Genomic DNA, 20,261 nt, shown 5'->3' with positions numbered 1-20,261 from the left:
AACTTTTTCATGAGACCGCCTCGTTTCGATTAGTTTGTGGGGACAAACATTACATCGACTGGACGGTCTTTTTTATTAGTTTTTTACCATTTATTGCATACCTTTTTTTGGCTAATCAACAGGCCTACACAGAATACAACATTTCAACAAGGTTTCTGCCGTCTTTCCCGAAATGTTGTACGTTCTGCAACAATCATCGCCGTTTACCCCCGTTAGAGGAGCAGATTGTTGTATTTCGTGCAACAATTCGAGCCCATGTTAGCCTCACCTTATAGATTTGCTGCACAAGCTGCAACATTTGAGCCTTTTTTCCGTTTGCCGAGCAGTGGCGTGGTGGCGCCGCGGTTGTCTTGACACGATAGACGGACCGTAGATCCTCTAATGGCTTCCAACCACCATAAAAATCGAGCCAAATCTGCAAATAAAGGATCGTGTGTCCGCTTGATCTCCGGGATACGCAGCAAGGCTGCTCAGTTTTGCCCATTAGTGCTGCAGCGCTGCTCTTTTCGGTATAAAGCAGGCGGCATCCCGGTTATTTCGCGGAAGACGTTGACAAAAAAATCAACATCCTCATAGCCGACAGCGGAGCCAATATCGCTTATTTTGCGATTTGTCGTCCGCAGCAGCTCGCAGGCTTCACGGATCCGGACAGTCTGTACATAGTTTTTAGGCGTCATGCCGGCATACTTGACAAACAAGCGGTGAAATTGCCTTTCCCCGACACCTAGCGTTTTCGCGAGCTCTCGTGTTGTCAAAGCGGTGGTGTATTTGCGGCGAATGAGATCGAATACAGCCTCCATACGGTCAGGGAGCGCAGCGGCTAATTGCCGGATGCTGCTGTCTGCGCGATGGAGAAAGAGAAAGATAGCTAGGGCATACGCATACAGAGCCGCTTCTCTCCCCGGACGGGAGGAGACGTACTCGAAGCGTCCTTGCTGAAAGCTGCGCTGCAGCTCGCCGTAATGATCCCGATAATGCTGGTAATCGGTATGTTTGAGCAGTGGAAGCAACTCGCTTCCGCCGGGAAGTGAACCAAGCAGCTTTGCTGCGGCATCGGGGGAGATGACCAGATTGTTGACGATCAGCGGCGGCTGGTTAGGTTGCGCTGAGGGTCGAAACACATGGGAAAGACCAACTGGAATGAGGAAAATGTCTCCTTGCGAGACGGGGATTGCTTGGTCGCCCGCATAATGAGTGCCCTTACCTTCGCTCACATAGCTGATTTCAATAAAATCATGCCGGTGTTCAATCTGGTTGTAGCGTTCGACTGACCGATTAAAGTAAATAGGCAGCTTGCCGCGAAAAAAAAGCTCCCCAAGATAAAGATCAATACTTCGTTTTATAGGCATCGGAAAGATCCCTTTCGCTAGATTTGTCTGTTTCGCCATGCTAAATTGTCTGAAAAGACAGGGTTATGCTCAGTATTGATATTTTATAATGATGCGTAACAATGCTCAAGCATAAAGCAGAGGAGACCATTATGACAAAACTGAAACTAGAAGCTTTAACATGCAATTACCGGGTGAATCCGCTAGGCACAGACGGAGAAAGGCCGCATTTTAGCTGGAAGCTGCTCTCTGAAAGGAGAGGAACGCGGCAGACAAGCTACCGAATTCAAGTGTCGGGGCATGAAGCGGATTTTACCCGATTGCTGTGGGATTCCGGCAAAGTAGACTCGGAGCAATCCATTCAGGTGCTGTACGGGGGTCCTGATTTGCGTTCCCAAACCCGCTATTCCTATCGAGTCAACGTTTGGGATAATTACGGCCGTGAGTCGGGCTGGAGCGACGTCGCTTGGTGGGAAACGGGCTTGTTGGCGGCAAACGAGTGGAAAGCGAGCTGGATTACGCCGGATCCGGAGCATATCGATCCCCATGCGAAGCCTGTATTTTTGCTGCGGAAGCACTATAAACTGAAAAGCGGAATTGTCCGTGCCCGGATGTATGCGACCGCCGCAGGGGTATACGAGGTATTTGTCAATGGCAGCCGTGTTGGCGACGCTCTGTTCGCGCCAGGCTGGACCAGCTATAACAAGCGGCACCAAGTGCAGACCTATGATGTTACCGGCCTGCTGAAATCCGGAGGCAACGCAATTGGGGTTATGGTCGGCGACGGCTGGTACAAGGGAGAGCTGGTCAAGAAGGATAACCGCAATTATTACGGCAGCCAGAGAGCTGTGCTGCTGCAGCTTCATGTCCGTTATAAGGACGGAAGTGAGGAAGTAATCGCCAGCAACAGCTCATGGAAGTGTGCGACAGGCCCCGTTCTCTTATCAGAAATCTATGCCGGCGAGCTGTATGATGCGCGATTGGAAAGGTCGGGCTGGACTACCGCTCAATATGATGAAGAGGGATGGTGCGCTGCAGTGGTGTGCAGCTTGCCATACGCGCAGTTGGTCCCTCAGGAAAATGAGCCTGTGCGCGTTATTGAAACACTATATCCGCAGGCGGTCATCCATACGCCGGCAGGGGAATGTGTGCTGGATATGGGCCAAAATATGGTAGGGCGGATGCGTTTGACCTTAAATGTGCCGGCAGGAACGCATATTAAGCTGCGGCACGCGGAGGTGCTGGATAAAGAGGGCAATTTTTATACAGGCAATCTTCGCCATGCAGAACAAGCGGTTGAATATATTGCCAAAGGCGGAGGAACGGAAAGTTATGCGCCTTGCTTTACGTTTCAAGGCTTTCGCTATGTCAAGGTGGAAGGGTGGCAGGCGGCTGATAATGTACTGCTGGGCAGCTTTGCCGGCGAAGTAATCCATAGCGATATGGAGCAGACCGGAGAGTTCTCCTGCTCGCATCCGCTGGTAAATCGGTTGCAGCAAAATATTGTATGGGGGCAGCGCGGCAATTTTCTCGATGTGCCGACAGATTGTCCGCAGCGTGATGAGCGGCTTGGGTGGACGGGGGACGCGCAGGTTTTTATCCGCACAGCGGCGTTCAATTATCAGGTGGGGCCATTTTTCACCAAATGGCTGCGGGACTTAAAGGCGGATCAGCGCCCCGATGGCGGCGTCCCTTCTGTCATTCCCGATGTGCTCGGCAACCATGTTTCCGGAACGATGGGCACAAGTCCGCATTCTTCCGCAGCCTGGGGGGACGCCGCGGTCATTTGTCCCTGGATCACCTATATCAGCTTTGCCGATATTCGTTTGCTGGAATCGCAGTATGAGAGCATGAAAGCATGGGTCGATTTTGTCCGCGGCCAAGGGGAGGACGAGTTGCTGTGGAATACGGGCAAGCATTACGGCGACTGGCTTGCTTTGGACGCCAAAGAAAACAGTTATATCGGCGCAACGCCCAAAGACTTGATTGCTACTGCATACTTCGCTTATTGCGCATCGCTTCTTCAGAAGGCTGCCAATGTGCTGAAGCGTACTGACGATGCACAATATTACAGCGAGCTCGCAGAGCGTATTAAGGCCCGATTTAATGAAGAATTTGTTACGCCTTCCGGGCGGCTTGCATCACCAACGCAGACTGCGCACGTCTTGGCTTTGCAATTTGGTCTTGTTGAAGGCGGGGCGCGAGAACGGACTGCGCGGGAACTAAACCGCCTGGTGGAAGAGAATGGTTACCGGCTAACGACCGGGTTTGTAGGGACGCCTTATCTTTGCCAGGCTTTATCGGATAACGGCTATCATGAGACTGCGGTCAAGCTGCTCGTGCAGGAGAGCTATCCATCGTGGCTCTATTCGGTTGTCAAGGGAGCGACGACTATATGGGAGCATTGGGACGGAATTAAGCCTGACGGCTCGTTCTGGAGTGATAATATGAATTCATTCAATCATTATGCTTACGGCGCGATTGGCGATTGGTTATATCGCTATGTAGCGGGCCTGGATATGAATGAGGCGGAGCCGGCCTATAAGCGAGTCCGCATCCATCCCCGTTTTGGCGCCGATGGGCTTTCTACTGCCCGAGCAGTTCTGAATTCCCCTTACGGTCGAATTGAATCCGCTTGGAGGATTGACAATGGGCAAGTTGAGCTGTCTGTGATTGTTCCGCCAAACACCTCAGCGGAAATTGTGCTTCCGGGAGCAAGATTGCTGGAGGTTGCGGAAGGCGGTAGACTGCTTGCGGACGTGCTGGCGGAACATCGGCAGACTGCGGCAGAAACAACCGACGGAGTCCGTTTCCTGGTTGGATCTGGCCGTTATCACTTCTCATACAGGTTGACGTCTTAAATACTAGCATATAATATACTAGCTGTTCTTGAACGAATTCATTTCGTGCAGGAACAGCTTTTTCTTGATACGGACTATCTTGATCTTTGGGGGGAGCATCTTGTTGAAAGTCGTCATTGCAGAAGATGAAATGTTCGTGCGGATCGGCATGAAAAATTCGATTAATTGGGAGAAGTACGGCATGAAGGTCATCGCTGATGTCGCTAACGGAGAAGAGGCATGGGACGTTTATTTAAAAGAGAAGCCGGATATTATCCTTACCGACATTAAAATGCCGCTTATGGACGGCATGGAGCTTATTGGGAAAATTCGAGAAAACGATAAAAAAACGAAAATTGTCGTTTTAACCGTCCATGAGGAATTTAACTACGTACATAAAGCTTTGCAGCTTGGCGTTACCGATTATATTTTGAAGCTTAAAATGACAATGAACGAGATCGAAGCTGTTCTGGGTAAAGTCAAGGCTGAATTAGAGGCTGAAGCGGCAGAAAATGAATCTGACAACCGCCGTCATAATAGCTTAGAGATCGATTTGCCCCGCAAAAAGGAGGCAGTCGTGAAAGACTATCTCTTCTATCAGACTTACTCGGAGAAGCAGTTTTCGGATATTGCGGGCCGTCTTGGTCTCCGGTTATCTCCCGAAGGGCTCGTCATGTGTCTGGCATCGATTCGCGACTATGAGCGGATTGAACGGCGATTTCATGATAAGCACGGGAGCTTAATTCGCTTTTCTGTTCTTAATATACTGGACGAAGTGCTACAAGGGGTTGGCCGTGGCGAAGTGATTCATGAGAAGGATGACCGCTATCTGCTGCTGTTCAGCTTCCCGGAAACGGGAGACGAACGGCAGATACGCGATCAACTGCAAAATATTCTTAATCATGCCAATGTTGTCATGCGCACCTACCTGAACACGACGCTGACTTTTGCAATCAGCGAGCAATACGATGGCTATGGAAAGCTGGGAGCCATGTATGTGCAATGCGAGGAGACGCTTGAATACCGCTATTTTGCCGGAGCGGCGCCAATGATCTACTGGAAGGAGCTGCAGGGCTGCGACATCCGGAGAAAAACGCTGAAGAAGCTGCAGATGATGCTGAAGGAGATCGAGGTTGCTTCCCCCGACTATAACAAGGAAATAGACCGTCGTATTCATGAGCTTGCCGAGACTGAAATAACAAGAAATGAGCTCACTCTTGCATTCGTCAGATGGGTGCACTGGCCGGCCATTCACCTTCAGGATTACCGTCTAAGCGAAGTATCGAGATTGGCGTTTGAGTATACCGAACAGATTCAGCGGCATGCGACCTTGGAGGAGACGATTGATTGCTTCAAGCGATATGTGTCATTAGTAAATGAGTGCCTGTATGGAATGAAGGCGTTAACGAGAGAAGTCGCTGAGGCGGCGGCCTTTGTCCGGACGCATTACCGGGAAGAGTTCTCCTTGCAAGAGATTGCCGATCATGTGCATATGAGCCCGAATTACTTGAGTAGTCTGTTCAAAAAGGAGCTCCGGTTTAGTCTGGTAGAGTATATGAACCGGATTCGGGTGGACAAAGCGAAGCAACTGCTTCGTGATACCCCAATGAAATCCTATGAAGTCGCTCTTGAAGTCGGCTATGCGGACGAGAGCTATTTCAGCCGGATGTTTAAGCGTTATTGCGGCATGGCGCCGAATGAATACCGCAAAAGCCGTTTTGTCGAAAATCGCAGCGAGGATGGCCGTGTTTATGATCAAAACGTTCCGCGCAATTAAAAACAGAAAGCTGGCGAACCAGCTTGTTGCCTCTTTTATTGGTATGTTTATTCTGGTATTCGTTATTAGCGTAATCTTCGCTTACTCAGGGATTGCGAACTTGCTGCGAAGCAACTGGGAGAACAATAATATCGTGCAGCTTGCGCAGTACGATTACAACTTGACTGCCTTTCGCAATGAAATCGACTATGTTTCCAGACAGATCGTGATGCAGGGCCAGACTGGCGGAGTAGCGGATCTGCAAACTCTGATGAATTACGGGCGGCTATCGGATTTGGAAAGGTCGCTTGTGTTATACAACTTATTTCGGGGCTTGTCGGATAAGTTGGCCAGCTACCCGGCGATCGAGTCTGTCGCGTTTTTTTTGGAAGAGGGACTTGTCATTAAAATAAGCCAGCTGGAAAATCAGGTGGAGTTTGATAAAAACAGCAAGCTGTACCGCCAATACATAGCTGCCGTTTATCCTGCCGCGATGATGGAGCCGCAGAAGCTGATCTGGCTGGGCGGCATCAAGAAGGATGATGTATGGCAATCGGGCGCAACAGCCCGGGAGTTGGGCAAGCAAGCCGGACAGTCCGGTTATTATATATCGGCTGCCAGGAGCGTTACATATGGGAAGCGGGTCGGTACGGTAATGATCAATATTGACATGAGAACGTTTACAAAAATTTATAACAATGCCAGCAAAGTGCCGGAAAATGAACTTTATATGACGGATGCCAGCGGAGTCATCGTCTCCCATTATGACGAATCACAAATTGGGCAAATAAGAGCAGAGCCAAAGCAACCGCCGCGGCAGATCGTCATCCGCAATGTGGACAGTTTGAACTGGAAGCTGGTTTCGGAAATTCCGCTCGGTGTATTCGGCAAAGATGTACTTACATTGCGGGAGATTGGCTTGACCATGTTCGCATTGGGGGTGCTACTGGCCACTTTGTTATCTTTCTATTGGATTCGGCGTGTGACCCGCCCATTGATTCGCCTCACTGCAGCGATGAAAAAGGTAGAGCAAGGCAACTTTGGGATGACCGTAGAGGCCGGAACATATTCCAACGAGCTGGAGGTGTTGATCAGGCAGTTCAACCGGATGTCCATGAGGCTGTCAGAAGTGATCGGGCAGAAAGAGGCGATTGAGGAGGAGAAGCGTGAAATCGAGATCAAAGCGCTGCAATCGCAAATTAACCCGCATTTCTTATACAACACATTAAATACAGTCAAATGGATGGCTGTTATGGTGAAGGCCGACAATATCGCAGAAAGCGTTACGACGCTTGGAGATTTGCTGCGCCCTCTTTTTCAAAAGCATGATGTGTGGTGCACGATAGAAGAGGAGGTCGCTTATACAAAGCATTATATCCGAATTATGAATTATCGTTATGCGGAGAGCATTCGGACAGAAATTCTCGTTCCGGAGCAGCTGAAAAATGAAAAAATACTTCGCTTCATGCTTCAACCGCTCGTTGAAAACGCGATTTATCATGGGCTAAACAACCGGAACGGCGGTCATATCACCATTACATTCGCTCGCCAGGGCGATGATATTGTAGTTCGGGTTGCTGACAACGGAAGAGGGATAACGCATGAGAGGCTGAAGGAGGTTGCAATGACGCTTGATGCGGAAGCGGATCGGTCCGGTCAGGAGGAAGACAGTGGGCAGGGAATTGGACTTGGCAATGTGCAGCGGAGGGTGCGGCTTCATTTTGGCGAGAAATACGGGCTATCCCTTCACAGCGAGCCGGACAATGGCACTGTAGTCGAGTTGAAAATCCCCGTTGTCCGAAAATCGTAAAATCGTCCAAGATTTTTTTAGAAGGCTTGCAGGGTATTTACGTTTTCTTTTTATTGATGCGTAATATTGTTATATTTTTTGTTGCTGCGTTCATCGGAATCTGTTTCCTCTCCCGGTATACTTGGTGTGTATCAATGGATAGCCTGTGCCTGCTCGCGCAGTTAGCAGACAAAGGGGGGAGACAGATGAGTGCAGGTAGAGTAGGCAAAAAGAGAAGCTTTACTTTGTTTTTGGCGGCGCTGCCGTTTGTCATTTTTGTGCTGATGTTTTCATATGTGCCTTTATTTGGCTGGATCTATTCCTTCTTCAATTACAAGCCAGCACTGCGGCTCGATCAAATGAATTTTGTTGGCTTCGACAATTTTGCCAAGCTGTATTCGGATCGGCACACGGTTCTTCAGGTGATGAAGAATACGCTGGCGATGAGCTTTTTGAATTTGCTGACAGCTCCGCTGCCGATGATCGGGGCGATCCTGTTGAATGAGATCAAGAACGGGAAATTCAGAAAATTCATCCAGACGGCGACAACGTTGCCTAATTTCATTAGCTGGATTGTTGTGTTTTCACTATCGTATGCGATGTTTTCGACGTCCGGCGGATTCGTTTACACCATCATGAAGCAGCTGGGACTGGAGATTCCGGTCATCGGTCTCATGGGCAATGCAGATTGGGCCTGGATTTTTCAGCTGCTGCTCGGCATATGGAAGACGCTTGGTTGGTCAATGATAATTTACATCGCTGCCATTGCGGGAATTGACGGGGAGTTGTATGAAGCGGCCAGGATTGATGGTGCCAACCGGTTCAGGCTGGCCGTTCACATCACACTGCCGAATCTGGCGCCGACATTTTTCGTACTGCTGCTGCTGCAGATTAGTAATCTGTTGAACAATGGGTTCGATCAGTATTTTGTCTTCTACAATTCGCTTGTCTCAGAGAAGCTGAATGTGCTTGATTATTACGTGTATAGCGCTGCTTTTCGTACTAACGATTACTCCTACGCCACTGTGCTTGGAATGCTGAAGTCGATCATTAGTCTCATTTTGCTGTTCAGTGTCAACAGACTTTCCAAAAAGCTGCGTGGTCAATCGCTAGTGTAGCCATTTATGCACCAGGAAGGAGATCAAGGACATGCCGGTTCAAGGCAAGGAAACGTTTGCTAGCAAGCTGTTTGATGTGTTTAATTATTTGCTTATGATCGTGTTTGCGCTGCTGTGCCTGTATCCGTTTTATTATGTGTTTATTTATTCGCTCAGCGATCCGGGCGCTTCGGCGAGCGGCATCTTCTTATGGCCCGTTTCGCCTACACTTGGCAGCTATGTGCGGATTATGTCGCTCGGTACGATCCCGGCAGCATTTTTTGTTTCCGCCTGCAAGACGATTTTGGGAACTGTGCTGTGTGTATACGCCTCGTCGCTGTTTGCTTATTTTATGACCAGAAAAGAAATGTTCGCCCGAACAGCCATTTACCGTTTCGTGATCGCCTCCATGTATTTGCATGCCGGCTTGATCCCGTGGTACTTGACGATGAAGACTTACGGGTTGAAGGACAGCTTCCTGCTGTATATCATTCCTAGTGCGGTCAATGCCTTTTTCATCATACTGGTCAAAACATATATTGAATCCATTCCCGCCTCGCTGGAAGAGTCGGCTGAGATCGATGGGGCAGGATTTATGAAAATTTTTCATGCGATCATTTTTCCGCTTTCCAAACCAATTGTAGCTACGGTCGCGGTCTATTCGGCGGTCGGCCTGTGGAATTCCTGGCAGGACAACTTTTTTCTCGTCAATAAAGAGAGTCTGCAGACGATCCAGCTCATTTTATACAATTATTTGAACGAAGCAAGTGAACTGGCGAATAATGCGGTGAAGCAAACATCGGGCGGGATGCTGAAAACGGATGAGGTGTCGCCGGAATCGATCAAGATGACGATTACGATTATTTCAATTATTCCGATCATGTTTGTATATCCGTTTCTGCAAAGATATTTTGTAAAGGGCATTATGCTTGGCGCCGTAAAAGGCTAATGATGTTCAGCGTTACTATTAGAGAAGATACAGGAGGGGTTGCAAATGAAGCAAATAAAGCGACTGAAGTGGATGACTGCGGTATTGGCCATGCTGCTTGTCATTACGGCATGCAGCAGCGGTACAGGAGACAATGGCGGCAATGCCGGAAAGGTGCAGGAAGTGAAGGAGCCGTCCGCCTTGTCGAACGATCCGATTGTATTAAAGCTGTTCTGTACAGATTGCTCGGAAGCGGGCGTGCAGAAGACGGCTATCGCCGAGGAAATTAAAAAGAAGTTCAATATTACGCTCGATGTGGTCAAGGGCGACGAGCAGAAGCTGCAAGCGCTTCTGGCTGGCGGGGATTTGCCGGATGTCATCACGCTCGAAGGCGCAGTTATTAATATGAAGGACTCCCTTATTCAGAGCGGCCAAGTAATGGCGCTGGATGAGCTGCTGGACAAGTACGGCGCCAATATTAAAAAACACAGCTCGCTTTCGCTCGATGTGATGCGAAAGGTCAACAGCAACAACACCGGGAACGTTTATTTTTTGACGACCGCTCAAGAGAAAGCCTATGACGGACTCGTCAAGCAAAATGCGGCTTATGGTTTTTTTACCCGCTGGGATCTATACAAGAAAATCGGTGCGCCTGAGATGAACAATGAGGATGATTATTTGCTGGCTTTGCAGAAAATGCAGGCGCTGCAGCCGACGGCAAGTAACGGAAAGAAGGTGTACGCGCTCTCGTCATGGACGGATTGGGGCACATGGCCTTACATGATTACATATCCGTTCTCCCATGGCTATACCAATGTTGGTTCTGGCGACTTGCTCCTGGACCGCGAGACAGGCGAGGTGGAAGCGACTTATACAAATCCTGACGGCATCTTCTGGAAAGGAATCAAGTTTTTCAATAAAGCGTATCAGATGGGGCTCTTCGATCCGGACGGCTTCATTCAGAAATCATCGCAAAACAGCGAGCGCAGAAAAACAGGAGAAATTATTACCCATTATATGCCGGCAAAAAGCGGGACGATGATTGCCGGTGCCGGCGGAGACGAAAATGCGCAGATGATTATGATTCCCGGCCCGTTCCCGTACATTCCGGGCGTCTACGCCGAGGATAATCCTTGGGGATGGGGGCTGACGTCTCACGCCATTACCTCCAATAACAAAAATCCGGAACGGACGATGCAGTTGCTTGATTATTTGAGCTCTCCTGAGGGAGGAAGACTGCTGTTCAGCGGTGTAGAAGGCACGGATTGGGATGTAGTGGACGGAAAGCCGCAGCTGATTGGGGAATTGGCCAGAGCAGAGAACTCGGAGTATAAAAAGCAGGTTGGCATCGGCCAGTACAATAAAGTACTGAGCAGCTTTGCCGGCTCCTATCCGGATGATAACGGTATGCCGATCGACCTTGGTATGAATGTCATGCCTGAATCGATAACGGCTGCGGAAAAGGATTTTGCGGCTCATTACGGGGCGGAGTTTCAATATCCGGGTCAAGTATACGACAAGCTGATAAAAGAAAACAAGGCCAAGTCCGCGACTAAGTTTTGGCTCGCTTCGAGCCTGCTGGCTGCTCCATCAGAAGAATCATCGCAGGCGCTAAGCAAGGCGCAAGAGTATTTTATGGCTAATGTCGCCAAATTTGTCATGGCCAAGGACGATGCTTCATTCGACGCTGTCAAGCAGAAGGCGATTGAAGATTTTAACAATATGGGTGTTGGCAAGGCGTTTGATGAAGTGTTGGCAAATTACGAGCAGGCGAAAAAATTGGCAGGCGAGTTTGGCAAGTAAGCAATTAGCAAATTCCTTTCAAGGACAGGTGAACAGCTATGGCAAATTGTCAGCGAAGTAACAGAGGTTACAAGTATCTATCGAATTTGCTTGTTGTGACACTTCTTTGTATTCTGCTTCCTCCATTACAAGAGCCTGTAGCGGCCCAATCTTATGATTGGGCTGCGCCGGAAAGAAGCTACAGGGTAGAATTGACTGTTGATCGTCCGGGGACGCAGGAGAACCTGACGGACTTCCCGGTGCTGATCCGCTTATCCCCGTCGAAGCTTTCTAATGGTGTCTATCCGAATGGCCGAGAGGACTTGAGATTTTTTGATAGTGACGGCCAGATCGAGCTGCCCTATGAAGTGGAATCGTGGAATCAGGGCGGGGATAGCACCGTCTGGGTGAAAGTGCCACGACTGGTCAAGGACGGGAGCAGCTCAATCTGGATGTATTTTGGCGGGAATGAACCGGTTAACATCGATCCGCGGGCAGTGTGGTCGGATGGATTTCTGGCCGTGCACCATATGGTTTATGGCGACGGCGGAGTATTGACCGATTCTACCGGGAATGGCTATAACGGTACCGCCGTCGGAGCCGTAATGCCGGAAGAGCAAGGCGCTGCCGGTCCGGCAGTCGCTTTTCAGGGCGGTCATGTACCACTCGGTTATGTAGGAGATGGGGAAGCGGAGCTGACCGTGTCGGGCTTTGTCTACTTCGCTCCGAACGCTTTGCCCGCAAACGGCCAGGTCGGGCTCATTATGCGCGATGTGACTGGCGGTGATTTGCCGGAGAAGGGCGAGCTCTACTGGCTGCGCATCTATAATGGAACAACATTTGTGTATAATCTGGTAACCGAGACAGATTTGCAAAATTTTGAGGCGAACGGGAACAAGTATCAGGCCGACAGAACGGCCGGCACAGTCAAAACCGGAGAATGGATGCATATCGCACTCACTTATAGCAGTACCCAAGCAGGCAATAATGTGAAGCTGTACGTGAATGGCTACTTGGCGGGATCCCGTGCTGGCTCCGGCAATTTGGCGAACGGAATCGGCAAGGAAGCCCAACTGGTGCTCGGTGCATACTCGAATGGCCAATCGCCGATGAGAGGGAATATTGATGAGGTGACGATTGCCAACAAAGCCCGCAGCGCAGAATGGATTCAAGCTTCATACCGCAATGTCAAAGGGGAATTCGTCCTTTTTGGAAACATGGAGACAAAAGGCTCACATAAGGAATTAACGGGCTTAACAATCGCTCCTGCACTTGACGGTCTGGTTCTCCATGAGTCCAGGCAGCTTGCGCTGACAGGACATTTCTCGGATGGAACAACGATGGATTTGACACGTCAGGCAGCTTGGACTACGGACAATCCAGCGGTCCTTGATGTCGCCAGAGGGGAGATTACGGGGATGGCCGAAGGGACGGCAACCGTTGCCGCCGCCGTAGGCTCATTTATGTCTTCATTTCCGGTTCATGTAAGCAAGAGTACGGACAGCCTGCGGGTAATGAGCCTCAATATGCGCTTCGATACGCCTGAGGATACAGGAAAACAGGCTTGGGTGAATCGCCTTCCGGCTATGGCCGCGATGATCAGACAGGAGAAGCCGGATGTGATCGGCACACAGGAAGGGCTATATCATCAGCTAACCGATTTGCAGGAGCAGCTCCCGGAGTACAGATGGATCGGTTTCGGCCGTGAAGGCTCCAACTTTGGCGAGCATACCGCTATTTTTTATAATGTGAATAAATTGAAGCCGCTCGAACAATATCACTTCTGGCTGTCGGATACGCCGGACATTATCTATTCCGCTAGCTGGGGCAATCAAATCGGCCGGATGGCCAGCTGGGTCAAGTTTCAGGATGTGCAAACGGGAAAAATCTTCTATATGCTGAACACCCATCTCGACCATCAGTCGCAGCAGGCGCGTGATAAAAGCGCAGAGCTGATTGTGCGGAAGCTGCAAGCGTTCGACCCGGATGTTCCGGTTTTCGTCACGGCAGATTTCAATTCCGGCCCGGACAGCTCTGTTTACCGCTACTTTACCGGGACCGGGCAATTGAAAGATTCGATGCTGGAGGCGGGCAAAAAAATAAATGAAGGCTTGGGCTCCTTCCATAATTATGTGGACATGACTGGCGGCGGTCCTGCTACAAGAATTGACTGGGTGCTGTTCAGGGGAGAGGTTCAGGCGCTGAGGGGAGAAATTTTGACCTACAATATGGACGGTCAATATCCTAGCGATCATTATCCTTATGTGGCCGATGTATTGTTGAACAGCATGAAGACATCTTCGCCCCCCGTTGATCCGCAGGAGAAGCCGCCAGCCTATTCCAGCCTATGGATAACAGAGCTCGTTCCAAATGCAGGTCCGAATGGTGAATTTAATTATATGGAAATATACAACGCCGGCAATGAGTCGCTTGATTTGATGACATTGCCGGACAATGGCTATCGGATGGTCTATTACGGCGACCCTGAGCATCTGTTTGATCCCGGATATGTATTCAGCCGCGGCGTCAGAGAGACGACTGCCGGCACTTCCAAGACGATTATCGCGCCCAAGGAAACAAAGGTGCTGTGGATGAGGAATGCACCAGGGCCGCTGGGCAAAGCTGACCTTGACGCTTTTCGCGGTCATTTTGGAGTAACGGAGAATGATTTGCCGGACGATCGCATTCTTGGCGTGTTCCCACGGGCACAATCCGATCCGATTGATGCGTTAAGCGCGGATGGCCGAGCGGTTGGTATTCGCAGTGCGCCGGCTTTTAATCATGTCATTGGCGCGAAGTACAATGAAGGCGTCGTCGAGGCAGGTGAAGACGAAGCGATTGTCTATTCGATGCCGGGGCCTAACGAGAGTCTGATGCGCAAGCTTGCTGTTCATCAAGCGCCAACTCCGGGTAAGCTGGATCCACGAAGCGTCCCTGAAGAGCAAGTGACGGTGAAGACAAATGAAGCAGGGAGCTTGAAGCTGCAAAAAGGCGGGGAGGGCCAATACTACGGCGCTGTTCTGACCGGCCGGCCCAATTCTACAGTTACGATTAATATACTGGGGGGAGAAGAGGCGCTCGAAATTGTACCACGGCAGCTTGTATTTACGCCGGACAATTGGCATATGGAGCAGCAGATACAAATTCGGGCGCTGAATGATCATCGGGCCGAGGAAGCCCGCGATATTCACATTTCGCACAGCGTTACCAGCGAGGATTTGCTGTATGACGGCGCCGCCGCCGATAGTGTGACAGTTACTATTGCCCCCTATTTTGGTGACGACATTCCTTCAGCTGCACCAGGCAAACCGGTACTGTCGGATGACAACGGCCACGATACCGGCATTTTGGACGGGAAATACAACGTGACCATGAACATGTGGTGGGGCAACAATGGCAGTCTCTACAAACTTTACGAAAATGATGTTCTGATTGATGTCCAGCAGCTCGATGCTCAAACGCCAAAGGCGCAAACAGCCATAACTTCGATCGACAATAAAAAAGATGGAGTTTACATTTATTATGCGGAACTGATCAATCAGCTCGGTACGACGAGAAGCGATATCCTTACAGTCAAAGTTACCCAGGCGAAGCCCGCCAAGCCGGTCTTATCCAAAGTCGATACGGGCGGAACCGGCAATTACAATGTCGTGATGAACATGTGGTGGGGAACGAATGGAACGGCTTATAGCTTGTATGAGAATAATAAGCTCATTGAGACTAAGGAACTCAGCAATCATACTCCGCAGGCGCAATCGATTCAAACTGCGTTTCGCGGCAAGGCTTCCGGCAAGTATGAATATACGGTCGAGCTAATTAATGAAGCAGGCGCTACAAGTAGCGAGAAGCTGGTTATCATAGTCAAATAATGAAAAAGGGCAAGCATGGGAAGGATTTCTTCCGCCGGGCTTGCCCTGTCTTTCTGTCTGCTAATCCAGCTTCGTTATAGATGACAGCAACTGTGGTACGGCTGCGCCGTTAGCTCCACTTCGCAGCCCACAGCTTCATTTCTTTCAAAATCCGGTGTAAATCCTCTCCCTTGGGGGTTAAAGAATACTCGACCGTTACTGGAACGGTCGGGAATACTTGCCGCTCTAATACGCCATGCTCCTCCAGATGGCGCAAAGTAGTCGTAAGGGCGCGCGGACTGACTGCGGGAATGAGGCGCTGCAGTTCACCAAATCTTTTTTTGCCATTAAACAGCTCGCGCAAGACGAGAAATGCCCATTTTCCGCCAATGACATCTAATGTTTTTTCAATATTGCATTCTATAACGGTCGGTTCCTTCGGTATATAGTTGTTTGCCGACATGAAGTCAAACTCCCCTCAAACTCAACTATACAAAAGTATAGCATGTATACTTTCTATAATATAGAGATAAAAATTTCACTACTTTAATATTTATACATAGGTGTATACAATGAATGGGTGAAGTAAGCCCAATATATGACGGGATAGGGAGGAAACAAGGATGAACTATCGTCGATTAGGCGGAAGCGGACTAAAGGTAAGCGAGATCAGTCTGGGAAGCTGGTTGACATATGGCGGATATGTAGAAAAGGAAAATGCAGTCAAAGCGATTCAGACCGCTTATGGTCTGGGCGTCAACTTTTTTGATACAGCTAATATATACGAGCAGGGTGCTGCAGAGATTGTGCTGGGTGAAACATTGCGGGCGTTCCCGCGTGAATCGTATGTACTCGCGACAAAGGCCTTCGGGCCGATGGGCGATGGTCCTAACGACCGCGGCTTGTCCCGCAAGCATGTGATGGAACAGTGCCATGCTAGTCTGAAGCGTCTCGGTACAGACTATGTCGATATTTTTTATTGTCACCGCCACGATCCGGATACGCCGCTGTATGAAACGCTGCGCGCATTGGATGATCTTGTGCGTCAAGGAAAAGTATTATATGTCGGCATAAGTGAATGGACAGCCGCACAAATGACGGAGGCGCATGGTATTGCTGATCGTTATTTGCTGGACCGGATCGTCGTCAATCAGCCCGTCTACAATATGTTCGAGCGTTATATTGAAAAAGAGGTCATTCCTCTCGGCGAGCGCTGCGGCATCGGTCAAGTCGTATTTTCGCCGCTGGCGCAAGGAGTGCTTGCAGGCAAGTATAACTCGGCGACCGATATTCCGGCAGATAGCCGGGCGGCCAAGGTGGAATGGGTACGCGGCCAAATTACAGCGGAAAAACTGGAAAAGGTCGAGCGGCTCTCCGCAGTGGCGGGTGAGCTTGGCATTACAGTCGGCCAGCTGGCGATCGCCTGGATTTTGCGTCAGCCAAATGTAGCGAGCGCGCTTGTCGGAGCGAGCCGCCCCGAGCAGGTCGAGGAAAATGTGAAGGCTTCGGGCGTCGTACTGTCTTCTGAGGTGCTAGAGCGAATCGAACAAATATTGGCTTAAAATGGCGAGGAACCACCGTTGCTTCAGCATGTTGAAGCGCGGTGGTTTTTGCATTCTGCCAGGGGCGTGTGCGGTGTCACGAGATTGTAAGAAGTGAACGATATACTGATTAGCAACCTATGAAGATGGAGCTGTTGTCATGAGTATATTGAAAGCATGCGATCTCAAAAAATATTATGGTTCAACTTCGAATGTAGTCAAAGCGGTCGACGGGATCAATGTGGCGATCAAGGAAGGCGCTTTTGTCGCGATCGTCGGCACCTCGGGGAGCGGAAAATCGACCTTTTTGCATTTGTTGGGCGGGCTTGACCGGGCGACCGGCGGACAAGTCATCGTGGAGGGGCATGACCTTTTTAAGATGAGCGATGATGAATTGACGGTGTTCAGACGACGGAAAATCGGGTTTGTCTTCCAGCATTATAAATTTGGTTCCAGTGCTCAATGTATATGAAAACATCGTGCTGCCGATTGAACTTGATGGAGACCGGATTGATGAGCCATATCTGGAGCAGATTATACAGACATTAGGGCTGAAGGATAAGCTGGACGTATTGCCGAATCAATTGTCCGGCGGTCAGCAGCAGCGAGTGGCGATTGCCAGGGCGCTTGCTGCCAAGCCGGCTATCATTTTGGCGGATGAGCCGACAGGCAGTTTGGACAGCCGGACTAGCCAGGAAGTGATCGGATTGCTCAAGGTGACGAGCAGGCAATTCCAGCAGACGATTGTCATGATTACCCATAACGAGGAAATTGCCCAGTTGGCGGATCGAATTATCCGTATCGAAGATGGCAAAATTGCCGGGGAGCGTGAATAGCATGATCCCTAACGCGAACCGGCATGTAGTAAAAAAGCTGATCAACCGCAGCCTGCGCGCCAACCGGATGAGAAACCGTTTCGTTGCGGCGGCGATCGTTTTAACGGCATGGCTAATTACATCAGTGTTTAGCATAGGGATGAGCTACGTCAAATCGTTTCAGCTGCAGGAGCTGAAAATGATGGGGACAGCCGCGCATGCCGTACTTAAGTATCCGACAGAGGAGCAGGTACGGCAATTGCAGCAGCTTAACGAGGTGAGGCAAGTCGGCCTGCAGGCAAGTGTAGCGCAGGTTGTCAATACGCCGGAGATGGGCAATATTACGGTCAATCTACATTGGTTTGATGAGACGGAATGGATGAAGCTGCGGGCCCCCGTCGTAGATAATATTACAGGCGGTTATCCGCAGCAGCATAATGAAGTGATGGTTCCAACCTGGATATTGGCTAAAATGGGCATCGATCAGCCCCAGCTTGGCATGGAGCTTCCGCTGGCTTACAAGACTGATGGCGAGGCGGCGGAGCTCAGAGGTCAATTTGTGCTGAGCGGCTGGTATACCGAGTATGTACAAATTCGTTCCGGCAATATTGGGGCCATACTGGTGTCCCGGTCGCTGGCGGAATCTTTGGGGGTCAGTCCTGAGCGTTCCGGCGCGGCATCCATCTTGTTTGCCGATGGCGGCTCGATTGAAGATGATGCCGGCATGGTGGAACGCCGTCTTGGGCTGCAGGAAGGAGAGCAGCTTAAACTTGTCCCGCTGTATAGTACAGCCGCCGATATGGGCTGGGCCCAAAAAGCAGGGTTTGCAAGTATTGTTGCACTGGTCATGTTTAGTGGTTATTTGCTCATTTATAATGTTTTGCATATTTCCGTGTCCAGAGATATTCGCTTCTACGGTTTGCTCAAAACGGTAGGCACAACTCCCCGGCAAATAAGACGGATCGTCGCCGGACAGGCGAACCGGCTGGCGCTGGCCGCTATTCCAGCCGGACTTGTAATAGGCGGACTGACCTCGCTCATCTTCGTTCCGCTCGCTTTGCGAACCTTCAATTTGCAGACAGGGGTTGAAATGTCGTTTAACCCGCTTATTTTTGCCGGGGCGGCCTTGTTTGCCTGGATCACAACGATGATCAGCTGCTTCAAGCCGTCGCGGATTGCGGGCAAGGTATCGCCGATCGAGGCGATCAAGTATACAGGACCGGCAATGAAGCGAACAGCGAAAAAAGGGAAGCAGGGCGCGAAGCTGCACCGCATGGCCATCCGCAATATTTTTCGCGACCGTAAACGGGCGGCTATCGTTTTTCTCTCTTTATTTTTGGGCATGACGATCTTTTTGACGGTGCATACCGTCATATTAAGTATGGACACCGATCATTTTGTAAACCGATATATGGAAAATGACGTGGACGTGTACAATAATACGCTTACGGTTGGCTATCAGGGCGAGAGCAAGCAGACGATCACGCAGTCCATGATCGAGAAAATTGCCGGGATGGACGGTGTTACACAGGTTAGTCCCACATATACCGAACGAGCGCAAATTCTGTATGATCCGGCCGTATTCGCCAGCTATATGGATGATCTGGCCCGGCGCTTTGGGATAGAGCGGCCCGGCGATGAGGCGTTGGCCGCGAACCGTGAAATGTTCTGGGGGAACTTGATCGGGCTGGAACCAGCTCATGCGGCGGAACTCAGCAAGGCGCTGCAGAGGCCAGTTGATCTGGAGCGGTTTAATAAAGGCGAAATCGCGCTGCTGGATGCAAGTCCGCAAAACGTTGCGATCGGGGACAAATTTGAGCTGCAGCTGCTGTCCGAAGCGTCCTCGCCTAAGAATAAATTGGAAATTGGCGGTTTCTTATCCTCCAATTCGCAAACGCCCGGCTTTGGCATGGCTCCCAATGTTTATGTCAGTGTGCAGGCGTTGAAGCAAATGCTGGAAGACCCGCTTATCTACAAGCTGAATATTAAGGCGGAGAAACGGGAGCAGCCGCAAATTGTCGCCCAAATCGGCAATATGCTCGCCGACGACCATGAGCTCTATATGGAATCCAAGCTGGAGCAGGCGGCCGATATGGAGAAGGTGAAGCAGTTGATGTATTTGCTGGGGACAGCCATTACGCTCATTCTGGCGGCGATCGGCGTGATGAATTTCATTAATACGATGCTAACCGGCATTCAGGTGCGCAAGCACGAGTTTGCGATTTTGGAGAGCATCGGCATGACGCGCAGACAGCTTCGCAATATGCTTTTATTTGAAGGGATTGGCTATGCGGCAATTTCTTCACTGCTCATTGCTACCCTAGGCAGCTTGATCAGCTATGCCAGTTTCCGTTTGTTTCAAACCGAGGCGGATTACGCGGTTTATACCTTTCCAGCCTGGTCGCTTTGCAGTGCGGTTGCCGTTATTTTTGCCGTATGTCTCGCCGTACCGTTACTTGCCTACCGGGCGGCAAAAGGAGATAGCATTGTAGAACGATTGAGAGCGACAGCTTAAGTTTTTGGAGGGTGGAGTGAAG

The 20,261-nt window shown here is 50.2% G+C and carries 11 protein-coding genes and 1 pseudogene; 10 read left to right on the top strand and 2 right to left on the bottom strand.

The features are described from left to right. Positions 1–470: 470 nt before the first annotated feature. Positions 471–1,349 (bottom strand): helix-turn-helix domain-containing protein, encoded by an 879-nt coding sequence (locus ACFQ0N_RS13100; RefSeq protein ID WP_379326656.1) that lies wholly within the window; start codon positions 1,347–1,349, stop codon positions 471–473. A gap of 131 nt (positions 1,350–1,480) precedes the next feature. On the opposite strand from ACFQ0N_RS13100, the gene ACFQ0N_RS13095 reads away from it, so the two are divergent. From ACFQ0N_RS13095 to ACFQ0N_RS13065, 7 genes are all read left to right on the top strand, one after another. Then, the gene (locus ACFQ0N_RS13095; protein ID WP_379326654.1) at positions 1,481–4,189 is read left to right on the top strand and encodes a family 78 glycoside hydrolase catalytic domain; all 2,709 of its coding nucleotides are present in this window, start codon (positions 1,481–1,483) and stop codon (positions 4,187–4,189) included. Between the two features lie 103 nt (positions 4,190–4,292). Continuing rightward, complete coding sequence (locus ACFQ0N_RS13090; protein ID WP_379326652.1) at positions 4,293–5,945, top strand: response regulator; 1,653 nt, start codon at positions 4,293–4,295, stop codon at positions 5,943–5,945. Next, on the top strand, positions 5,920–7,734 hold the full coding sequence (locus tag ACFQ0N_RS13085; protein WP_379326649.1) for a sensor histidine kinase: 1,815 nt from the start codon (positions 5,920–5,922) through the stop codon (positions 7,732–7,734). Before ACFQ0N_RS13090 ends, ACFQ0N_RS13085 begins: the two co-directional genes overlap by 26 nt. A gap of 185 nt (positions 7,735–7,919) precedes the next feature. Further along, the gene (locus ACFQ0N_RS13080) at positions 7,920–8,831 is read left to right on the top strand and encodes an ABC transporter permease subunit (RefSeq protein ID WP_379326647.1); all 912 of its coding nucleotides are present in this window, start codon (positions 7,920–7,922) and stop codon (positions 8,829–8,831) included. A gap of 31 nt (positions 8,832–8,862) precedes the next feature. Next, positions 8,863–9,759 carry a carbohydrate ABC transporter permease gene (locus tag ACFQ0N_RS13075; RefSeq protein WP_379326645.1) on the top strand — a complete coding sequence of 299 codons (897 nt, stop codon included), beginning with the start codon at positions 8,863–8,865 and terminating at the stop codon, positions 9,757–9,759. Between the two features lie 45 nt (positions 9,760–9,804). After that, positions 9,805–11,541, top strand: coding sequence for a type 2 periplasmic-binding domain-containing protein (locus ACFQ0N_RS13070; protein ID WP_379326643.1), 1,737 nt, complete (start codon positions 9,805–9,807; stop codon positions 11,539–11,541). 38 nt (positions 11,542–11,579) lie between these two features. Further along, a complete protein-coding gene (locus ACFQ0N_RS13065) occupies positions 11,580–15,389 on the top strand; it encodes a DUF2341 domain-containing protein (protein ID WP_379326641.1) in 3,810 nt (1,269 codons plus the stop codon). Positions 15,390–15,498: 109 nt separating this feature from the next. Here ACFQ0N_RS13065 and ACFQ0N_RS13060 read toward each other — a convergent pair whose 3' ends face one another. Next, a complete protein-coding gene (locus ACFQ0N_RS13060) occupies positions 15,499–15,831 on the bottom strand; it encodes a winged helix-turn-helix transcriptional regulator (RefSeq protein ID WP_379326639.1) in 333 nt (110 codons plus the stop codon). Positions 15,832–15,991: 160 nt separating this feature from the next. Between ACFQ0N_RS13060 and ACFQ0N_RS13055 the strand changes: the two genes are divergently transcribed. From ACFQ0N_RS13055 to ACFQ0N_RS13045, 3 genes and pseudogenes are all read left to right on the top strand, one after another. After that, a complete protein-coding gene (locus tag ACFQ0N_RS13055; RefSeq protein ID WP_379326637.1) occupies positions 15,992–16,930 on the top strand; it encodes an aldo/keto reductase family protein in 939 nt (312 codons plus the stop codon). A gap of 139 nt (positions 16,931–17,069) precedes the next feature. Then, positions 17,070–17,745, top strand: a pseudogene (locus ACFQ0N_RS13050) (ABC transporter ATP-binding protein). 1 nt (position 17,746) lies between these two features. Beyond that, positions 17,747–20,239 (top strand): ABC transporter permease, encoded by a 2,493-nt coding sequence (locus ACFQ0N_RS13045; protein ID WP_379326635.1) that lies wholly within the window; start codon positions 17,747–17,749, stop codon positions 20,237–20,239. The last annotated feature ends 22 nt before the right edge of the window (positions 20,240–20,261 follow it).

The organism is Paenibacillus sp. GCM10027626 (assembly GCF_042676285.1).
Classification (GTDB): Bacteria; Bacillota; Bacilli; order Paenibacillales; family Paenibacillaceae; genus Paenibacillus_Z.
The sequence above is the reverse complement of the archived record's forward strand: the minus strand, read 5'-3'. Positions and strand labels throughout refer to the sequence as shown.

Bases quoted from the DNA above. Each gene is read 5' to 3' on its own strand.
- ACFQ0N_RS13100 (WP_379326656.1), bottom strand. From the start codon at position 1,349: ATGCCTATAAAACGAAGTATTGATCTTTATCTTGGGGAGCTTTTTTTT.
- ACFQ0N_RS13095 (WP_379326654.1), top strand. From the start codon at position 1,481: ATGACAAAACTGAAACTAGAAGCTTTAACATGCAATTACCGGGTGAAT.
- ACFQ0N_RS13085 (WP_379326649.1), top strand. From the start codon at position 5,920: ATGATCAAAACGTTCCGCGCAATTAAAAACAGAAAGCTGGCGAACCAG.
- ACFQ0N_RS13080 (WP_379326647.1), top strand. From the start codon at position 7,920: ATGAGTGCAGGTAGAGTAGGCAAAAAGAGAAGCTTTACTTTGTTTTTG.
- ACFQ0N_RS13075 (WP_379326645.1), top strand. From the start codon at position 8,863: ATGCCGGTTCAAGGCAAGGAAACGTTTGCTAGCAAGCTGTTTGATGTG.
- ACFQ0N_RS13070 (WP_379326643.1), top strand. From the start codon at position 9,805: ATGAAGCAAATAAAGCGACTGAAGTGGATGACTGCGGTATTGGCCATG.
- ACFQ0N_RS13065 (WP_379326641.1), top strand. From the start codon at position 11,580: ATGGCAAATTGTCAGCGAAGTAACAGAGGTTACAAGTATCTATCGAAT.
- ACFQ0N_RS13060 (WP_379326639.1), bottom strand. From the start codon at position 15,831: ATGTCGGCAAACAACTATATACCGAAGGAACCGACCGTTATAGAATGC.
- ACFQ0N_RS13055 (WP_379326637.1), top strand. From the start codon at position 15,992: ATGAACTATCGTCGATTAGGCGGAAGCGGACTAAAGGTAAGCGAGATC.
- ACFQ0N_RS13045 (WP_379326635.1), top strand. From the start codon at position 17,747: ATGATCCCTAACGCGAACCGGCATGTAGTAAAAAAGCTGATCAACCGC.